The organism is Oceanicella sp. (assembly GCF_056449545.1).
Map to the genome: position 1 here is coordinate 1 of NZ_JBWOMN010000082.1, position 7,691 is coordinate 7,691.

7 protein-coding genes and 1 pseudogene are annotated in these 7,691 nt (G+C 70.9%); 6 read left to right on the forward strand and 2 right to left on the reverse strand.

What is annotated here, in order from left to right; all coding sequences use genetic code 11:
- A pseudogene (locus tag AC1HC7_RS11455) lies at window positions 1–646 on the forward strand (hypothetical protein); the annotation flags it as partial.
- A 121-nt stretch (window positions 647–767) separates the two neighbouring features.
- Here the strand turns inward: AC1HC7_RS11455 and AC1HC7_RS11460 are convergent.
- Window positions 768–1,898: a pyridoxal phosphate-dependent aminotransferase gene (locus AC1HC7_RS11460; RefSeq protein WP_479498365.1), complete on the reverse strand. Its 1,131-nt coding sequence runs from the start codon at window positions 1,896–1,898 to the stop codon at window positions 768–770.
- Window positions 1,899–2,091: 193 nt separating this feature from the next.
- On the opposite strand from AC1HC7_RS11460, the gene AC1HC7_RS11465 reads away from it, so the two are divergent.
- The 5 genes from AC1HC7_RS11465 to aat all read left to right on the forward strand — a co-directional run bounded on the left by AC1HC7_RS11465 (window position 2,092) and on the right by aat (window position 7,142).
- Entirely contained in the window at window positions 2,092–3,441 is a 1,350-nt protein-coding gene (locus AC1HC7_RS11465) for a M48 family metalloprotease (RefSeq protein WP_479498364.1), read from the forward strand.
- A gap of 68 nt (window positions 3,442–3,509) precedes the next feature.
- Window positions 3,510–4,355 (forward strand): DsbA family protein, encoded by an 846-nt coding sequence (locus tag AC1HC7_RS11470; RefSeq protein ID WP_479498363.1) that lies wholly within the window; start codon window positions 3,510–3,512, stop codon window positions 4,353–4,355.
- A 117-nt stretch (window positions 4,356–4,472) separates the two neighbouring features.
- A complete protein-coding gene (gene accB, locus AC1HC7_RS11475; protein WP_479498362.1) occupies window positions 4,473–4,997 on the forward strand; it encodes an acetyl-CoA carboxylase biotin carboxyl carrier protein in 525 nt (174 codons plus the stop codon).
- An 18-nt stretch (window positions 4,998–5,015) separates the two neighbouring features.
- Window positions 5,016–6,368 (forward strand): acetyl-CoA carboxylase biotin carboxylase subunit, encoded by a 1,353-nt coding sequence (gene accC / locus AC1HC7_RS11480; RefSeq protein WP_479498361.1) that lies wholly within the window; start codon window positions 5,016–5,018, stop codon window positions 6,366–6,368.
- A 117-nt stretch (window positions 6,369–6,485) separates the two neighbouring features.
- Window positions 6,486–7,142: a leucyl/phenylalanyl-tRNA--protein transferase gene (aat, locus tag AC1HC7_RS11485; RefSeq protein WP_479498360.1), complete on the forward strand. Its 657-nt coding sequence runs from the start codon at window positions 6,486–6,488 to the stop codon at window positions 7,140–7,142.
- Here the strand turns inward: aat and AC1HC7_RS11490 are convergent.
- Window positions 7,067–7,606 carry a DUF2155 domain-containing protein gene (locus AC1HC7_RS11490; RefSeq protein ID WP_479498359.1) on the reverse strand — a complete coding sequence of 180 codons (540 nt, stop codon included), beginning with the start codon at window positions 7,604–7,606 and terminating at the stop codon, window positions 7,067–7,069. The genes aat and AC1HC7_RS11490 overlap by 76 nt on opposite strands.
- Window positions 7,607–7,691 lie beyond the last annotated feature (85 nt).

Consider the following 7,691-nt stretch of genomic DNA (forward strand, 5'->3'; position numbering starts at 1 on the left):
CGCCCACGGCGACGACGCCGGCGGCGCGGCCATCGCCTCCATGGCGGTGATTGACATTGAGGGCGACGAGCCCAAGAAGGGCGGCGAGATCGCGGCGCTCGGCTTCGGGGCCGCCGGCGCGGCGGAGGCCGTCACCGGCGACAGCGGCGACGCGGAAATCCCCAAGCCTTCGCGCACGCGGCGCCGGCGCAAGCCGCGCAAGGCCGAGGCGACCGCCGAGGCGCCAGAGGAGACGACGAACGGGGCGGCCGACGAGGCCCGGGACGAGACGGCGAGCGAGGTTTCGAACGAGCCCCGGACCGGCGCGACGGAGGCGGTTGCCGACGCGGCGCCCGTCGCCGTCGCGATGGATGACCCCGCATCCCCGGCCGCCAGGGCCCCCGACGCCGCGCAGGAACTTGCGCCGGTGGCTGCGCAGGTGGCTGCGCCTGACCCGGTCGCCGATGACGTTGCGCAGGCCGAACCCGACGCCCCAGAGGCGGCGGAGGCAGGCCCCGAGCCCGTGGCGGCGGAGGCAGGCCCCGAGCCCGTGGCGGCGGAGGCAGGCCCCGAGCCCGTGGCCGAAGCGATGCCCGCCGAGACGCCGGCGGCCGAGGATCTCGCCTCCAGACCCAGGCGGCGCGGCTGGTGGTCGCTGGGCAGCTAGCCCCGCGCTCGTCGGACTCGATCGACGATGAAAGGGGCGCCGGACGGCGCCCCTTTTTCATGCCCGGTCCGGCCCGACTCAGCCCAAATCCTGACCCGCCCGGCCGGATCCAGGCCCGCGTTCAGGCCAGCCAGTCGCGCAGGCGTCTCGCGCCCTCGATCATGTCGGCGGTGCTGCGCGCAAAACTGAACCGGATGGTGTGCGCCCCGCGCACCGGGTCGAAATCCAGGCCCGGGGTCGCCGCCACCCCGGCCTCGCGCAGCATCCGCGCGCAGAAGGCGCGGCTGTCATCGGTCAGATGCGCGATGTCCGCATACAGGTAGAAGGCCCCGTCGCAGGGCGCCGGGTCGCCGAACCCCGCCTTGGGCAATTCCTCCAGCAGCAAGGCGCGGTTGGCGGCGTAGACGGCGCGGTTGGCCTCCAGTTCCTCGATGGCGTCAAGCGCGCCCAGCGCCGCGATCTGGCTGACATGGGGGGCGCAGATGAACAGGTTCTGGGCCAGGCGCTCGACGGTGCGCAGATGGCTTTCGGGAACCACCACCCAGCCCACGCGCCAGCCGGTCATGGAGAAATATTTGGAAAAACTGTTGATGGCGAAAACCTCGTCGGTGACCTCCAGCGCGCTCACCGCGTCACGCCCATAGGTGAGCCCGTGATAGATCTCGTCGGAGACGAACGCCGCGCCGCTGGCCGAACAGGCCTCGGCCAGCGCGCGCATTTCCGAAAGTCCCAGCATGGTCCCGGTGGGGTTGGCCGGGCTGGCCGCCAGCAGCCCGTCGGCGTCGCCCAGATCCTGCGGGCGGGGCTGAAAGCGGGTCGCGGCGGTGGTTTCGACGCGGCGAACCTCGACCCCCAGCGCCTTGAAGATGTTGCGATAGCTGGGATAGCCGGGATCGCCCAGCGCAACGCTGTCGCCAACCTCGAACAGCGCCAGGAAGGCCAGCAGGAACGCCCCCGAGGACCCCGCCGTCACCACCACTCTGCCCGGATCCAGCGACACCCCGTGGCGCGTCGCGTAAAGCCGGGCGATGCCCTCGCGCAGCGCCGGCAGGCCCAGCGCCACCGTGTAGCCCAGCGCGTCATCCGCCAGCGCGCGCGCCAGCCTTTCGCGCGCCAGGCGCGGCGCCGGGGTCGAGGGCTGGCCCACCTCCATGTGGATCACGTCGCGCCCGGCGGCCTCGGCGGCGCGCGCGGCTTCCATCACATCCATGACGATGAAGGGATCGACGATCCCGCGGCTGGCGATTTTCATGGCGCTGATCGTCCCTGTGGCGGCGGCTGCGCCGCAGACCTAAGCGCCGCGCCGACGCGGGGTCAAGCGCGGCGGGCCGGGCGGCGCGAAACCGCCCCCCGTCGCGCCCCTTGCCGCAAAATCGCCGCGACGATCGGATACCCGGAGTTTTGATGTGCTTTCCCGGAAAGAAACGCCATATAGTCCGATCATGATGACCCGCTTCGCATACGCGCCGCTGCGCCTGACCCGCCTGATCCTCATCGCTTTCGTCGCAACCTGGCTGGCCGCCGGGGCGCAGGCGGCCAGCCTGATCCGCGACGCCGAGATCGAGGCCACCCTGCGCCGCATGGCCGGCCCGATCTTTGACGCCGCCGGACTGCCGCGCCGCGACGTCGAACTGATCATCATCAATGAATTCACCCCCAACGCCTTCGTGTTCAACGGCCGCAACATCGCCTTCACCACCGGGCTGCTGCGCCTGCTGGACACGCCCGAACAGCTGATGAGCGTCATCGCGCACGAGGTCGGGCACATCACCGGCGGCCATCTGGCGCGGCGCAACATCGCGCTGCAGAACACCCAGGGCCCGGCGCTGATCGGGCTGCTGCTCGGCATCGCGGCGGCGGCGGCGGGGGGCGGGGGCGCCGGGCTCGGGGTGATCGCCGGCAGCCAGGCGGTGAGCCGGCGCGCCATGCTGGCCTATAACCGCGCCGAGGAGGCCGCCGCCGACCAGGCCGCGCTGACATTTCTCGAGCGCGCCAGGATCGACCCCGTGGGCATGGTCAAGGTGCTGGAGCGGTTTCGCGGGCAGGAGGTGTTTTCCGCCCGCAATCAGGATCCCTACGTGCTGACCCACCCGGTAAGCTCGGCGCGCCTGGCCATGGTGCAGCGCCGGGTCGGCGAATCGCATTATCGCGGGGTTCCCGTGTCGCCGGACCTGGCCTATTGGAGCCGGCGGATGCGCGCCAAGCTCGACGCCTTCATCGACCGCCCCGACCGCACGCTGGGGCGCGCCGACGCCAAGGGGGACGGCGAATTCGCCACCCTGCGCCGCGCCATCGCCTATCACCTGCTGCCGGCGCCCGACAAGGCGGTGGCCGAGGCCGACCGGCTGATCGCCATGCGCCCCAAGGACCCGTATTATCACGAGCTGAAGGGCCAGATCCTGCTGGAAAACGGCCGCGGTCGCGAGGCCGTCGCCCCCTATCGCGAGGCGGTGCGCCTGGCCCCGGACGAACCCCTGATCCTCGCCTATATGGGCCGTGCGCTGCTGTCGCTGAACGAACCCGCCGCCGATCGCGAGGCGCTGGCGGCGCTTGAACGGGGCGCCGCGCGCTCGGGCGGCGGCGACGTCACGCTGCTGCGCGATCTGGCCTTCGCCTATGCGCGCACCGGCAAGGAGGGCATGGCGGCGCTGGTCACCGCGGAACGGCTGGCGCTGTCCGGGGCGCGGCGCGACGCGGTGATCCAGGCCCGGCGCGCACGCAAGAAACTGCCGGCCGGCAGCCCCGCCGCGACGCGGGCGCAGGACATCATTTCCAGCATCGACATCGAAAACTGACGCGGCGGGCGGGCGCGGATCGCGACCCCGCCGGCGCCGGGACAACGACGCAACGAGGACGAGACCCGATGAAGAAAATCAGATCACTGACGGCCGCCATGGCCCGCGCCGCGACCGCGGCGGCGGCGGGGCTGGCCGGATTCGCGGCGATTCCCGCCATGTCGCCCGCGGTTCCGGCGCTGGCCATCCCCGCGATCTACGCGGCGAACGCGGCCCCCGCCGCGGCGCAGGAGGACATGCTGCCCGAGGACCGCGCCCGGCTGCGCGCGGAAATCCGCCGCTACCTGCTGGAAAACCCGGAAGTGATCATGGAGGCGATCCAGGTGCTGGAACAGCGCCGCAAGCAGGCCGGGGCCGCCGCCGAACAGCGCGTGCTCGCCGGGGTCAGGGACGCGCTGCGCGACGACGGCTATTCCTATGTCGCGGGCAATCCCGACGGCGACGTCACGGTGGTGGAATTCACCGACTACAATTGCGGCTACTGCAAGCGCGCGCACAAGAACGTCAAGGCGCTGATCGCCTCGGATCCCGGGGTGCGGCTGGTGGTGAAGGAATTCCCGATCCTCGGCCCGACCTCGCGCATCGCCGCCGAGGCGGCGCTGGCGGCCATGGGCCAGCAGGACGGCGCGCTCTATCTCGCCTTCAACGACGCGATGATGACCCATCGCGGGCGGCTCGACGAAACCGTCATCTACAGTCTCGCCGCCAAGGTCGGGCTTGACGTGGACAAGCTGCGCAGCGATGCCGGATCGGAGCGGATCAAGGCCAATATCGAGACCACCTACGGCATGGCCGACAAGCTTTCGATCACCGGCACCCCCACATTCATCATCGGCGAACGCATCGTGCGCGGGTTCATCCCGCTGGCGGACATGCGCGAGGCCATCGCCGAGCAGCGCGACGCCAACGGCTGAGCCCGGCGCGCCGGGACGCGGGCGCGGGCCGCGCGGCTTGCATCCCGGATCGGCCTTCGTGTAAATCGCGGTGCAACATCAGCGGGCGCCGGCCCGCGCGTTCGGATCAGGGACCCCATGAGCAAGCCACACGAGACCGACATCGACTTCATCCGCGCGCTGGCGGAACTGCTTCGGGAAACCGACCTGTCCGAAATCGAGGTGGAGCGCGAATACGGCAAGGATGATCTGCTCAGGGTCCGCGTCGGGCGCCACGGCGCCCCCGCCCCCGTTCAGGCCCCCGCCGCCCCCGTTCAGGCGCCCGCCCACGCCCCCGTTCAGGCGCCCGTCCACGCCCCCGCCGCGCCGCCGGCCCCCGCGCCGCTCGCCGCCGCCCCCAGGGCCGGGGTCGAGGACCCGGCCCAGCATCCCGGGGCCGTGCCCTCGCCCATGGTCGGCACCGCCTATCTCAACCCCGAGCCCAGCGCGCCGCCCTTCGTCAAGATCGGCGACGCCGTGACCGAGGGCCAGACCCTGCTGATCATCGAGGCCATGAAGACCATGAACCAGATCCCCAGCCCCCGCGCCGGGACGGTGAAGCGGATTCTGGTCGAAGACGGCTCGCCGGTCGAATTCGGCGCGCCGCTGATGATCGTCGAATAGCCCGGGGAGGTCCGGGCCATGTCCGACAAGAAGCTCAGCAAAGTCCTGATCGCCAATCGCGGCGAAATCGCGCTCCGCGTGCAGCGCGCCTGCCATGAAATGGGCATCGGCACCGTGGCGGTGCATTCCAGCGCCGACGTGGACGCCATGCATGTGCGTCTCGCCGATGAAAGCGTGTGCATCGGCCCGCCCGCGGGCGCGCTCAGCTATCTCAACATCCCGGCGGTGATCTCGGCCTGTGAGATCACCGGCGCCGACGCCATCCATCCCGGCTACGGGTTCCTGTCCGAAAACGCCAATTTCGTGCAGATCTGCGAGGATCACGGGCTGACCTTCATCGGCCCCACCGCCGAACATATCCGGGTGATGGGCGACAAGATCGCCGCGAAGGAAACCATGAAGGCGCTCGGCGTGCCCTGCGTGCCCGGCTCCGAGGGCGGCGTCGACACCGTCGAGGAGGCCGCCGAGGCCGCCGCCGCCATGGGCTACCCGGTGCTGGTCAAGGCCGCCTCGGGCGGCGGCGGGCGCGGCATGAAGGTGGCGCGCACCGCCGACGACATCGCCATCGCCTTTTCCGCGGCCCGATCCGAGGCCAAGGCCGCCTTCGGCGACGACACCGTCTATATCGAGAAATACCTGGGCAAGCCGCGTCATATCGAGATCCAGGTGTTCGGCGACGGCGCCGGCGCGGCGGTGCATCTGGGCGAGCGCGACTGTTCGCTGCAGCGGCGCCACCAGAAGGTGATGGAGGAATGCCCCTCGCCGATCATCACCCCCGAGCAGCGCGCCCGCATCGGCGCCACCTGCGCCGAGGCGGTGGCGCGCATGCATTACCGCGGCGCCGGCACCATCGAATTCCTGTATGAGGACGGCGAGTTCTTCTTCATCGAGATGAACACCCGCCTGCAGGTCGAACACCCGGTGACCGAGGCGGTCTACGGCGTCGATCTGGTCAAGGAGCAGCTGCGCATCGCCGCCGGCCTGCCGCTGTCCATGACCCAGGCCGACCTGACCCCGCGCGGCCACGCCATCGAATGCCGGATCAACGCCGAGAAACTGCCCGATTTCACCCCCTCGCCGGGGCGGGTGCGGGCGTTCCACGCCCCCGGCGGGCTGGGGGTGCGCATGGACAGCGCGATCTATGACGGCTACGTGATCCCGCCCTATTACGACAGCCTCATCGGCAAGCTGATCGTGCATGCCGAAACCCGCGAGGCCGCCTTCGCCCGCCTGCGCCGCGCGCTGGGCGAGGTGATCGTGGACGGGGTCGACAACACCCTGCCCCTGTTCGGCGCGCTGGCCGAGAACCCCGACGTGCTGGCCGGCGACTATGACATCCACTGGCTGGAGAAATGGCTGGAAAACGCCTGACCCGGCCGGCGGATCGGCGCAAGCGCGGCGGCGATCTGTTCAGGCGTCCGGCGCGCTGGTAGTCTGGGGGCCGCGTTCAGGGGACATCCCCGCGCCACGACGACCCAGAGCACCCACATGACCGGACCGCTCAGACCGCTGGAAATCACCCCGACGCTGCTGCTGCGCGCCTATGCGGCCGGGGTGTTCCCCATGGCCAACAGCGCCGAGTCCGAAGAGGTGTTCTGGGTCGACCCCAAGCGACGCGGCATCCTGCCGCTGTCCGGGTTCCGCGTCAGCCGCTCGCTGCGCAAGCGCATCCGCAAGGGCGGGTTCGAGGTCACGGTGGATCGGGATTTCCTCGGCGTGCTCGACGGCTGCGCGGCGCGCGAGGAAACCTGGATCAACCCCGAGATCCGCGCGCTTTACGAAACCCTGCACCGGCTCGGCTATGCCAGCTCGGTCGAGGTGTGGATGGACGGGGCGCTGGCCGGCGGGCTTTACGGCGTGCGCCTGGGCGCGGCGTTCTTCGGTGAAAGCATGTTCTCGGCGCGCACCGACGCGTCAAAGATCGCGCTGGTCTGGCTGGTGGCGCGGCTCAAGGCGGGCGGGTTCGCGCTGCTGGACACCCAGTTCGTCACCGACCACCTGCGTTCGATGGGCGCGATCGAGGTGTCGCGCGACCGGTATCGCGCGCTGCTGGAAAGCGCGCTGGCCGCTCACTCGGATTTCTGGGCGCTCTGCGCCGAGGCCTCGGCGGAATCGGTCCTGCACCTCAGCACCCAGACGTCGTAGCGCGCGTGATCCAGCGCCGACAGCGCCGGGCTCGACGCGAACATCCAGCCCATGAAGCGCGGCGCCGCCTCGCGCAGGTCGCGGATTTCCAGATAGGCGTAGGCGTCCGCAACCTCGCCCGCGGGCGGGGTGCGGCAGGCGTCGAGCTTGATTTCCAGCCGGGCGCGGATGACGGTCTGCGCCACCGCGACGTCGAAGGTTTCCACCCGGCCGTTCATCTTGTCGAGCAGCCGCAGGGTGGCGCCTGTCGCGGCGACGGAGCGGGATTCGGGCGCGACCTGTTCGGGCGTGACCGGATAGGCGCGCAGCCCGGAGTCGGCCTTGGGCTCGGATTCCGGGTCATAGCCGGGCGCCGGCTTGAACAGATCGCGCGGGTTCACGTCGCCCAGCCCGCTGTCGACCTGCGCCAGCGCCAGCGCCGGCGCCGCCATCAGCGCCAGCAGGCATGTGAGCGCCGGCTTCACGCGGCGCCCCCGCCGCCGGCCAGCCGGGCGCGAAAGCGCAGGCGCACGTAGTCGGCGGTCCAGGCGCAGATCGGAAGAGCACACG

Bases quoted from the DNA above. Each gene is read 5' to 3' on its own strand.
- AC1HC7_RS11470 (WP_479498363.1), top strand. From the start codon at position 3,510: ATGAAGAAAATCAGATCACTGACGGCCGCCATGGCCCGCGCCGCGACC.
- accC (WP_479498361.1), top strand. From the start codon at position 5,016: ATGTCCGACAAGAAGCTCAGCAAAGTCCTGATCGCCAATCGCGGCGAA.
- AC1HC7_RS11460 (WP_479498365.1), bottom strand. From the start codon at position 1,898: ATGAAAATCGCCAGCCGCGGGATCGTCGATCCCTTCATCGTCATGGAT.
- AC1HC7_RS11465 (WP_479498364.1), top strand. From the start codon at position 2,092: ATGACCCGCTTCGCATACGCGCCGCTGCGCCTGACCCGCCTGATCCTC.
- accB (WP_479498362.1), top strand. From the start codon at position 4,473: ATGAGCAAGCCACACGAGACCGACATCGACTTCATCCGCGCGCTGGCG.
- aat (WP_479498360.1), top strand. From the start codon at position 6,486: ATGACCGGACCGCTCAGACCGCTGGAAATCACCCCGACGCTGCTGCTG.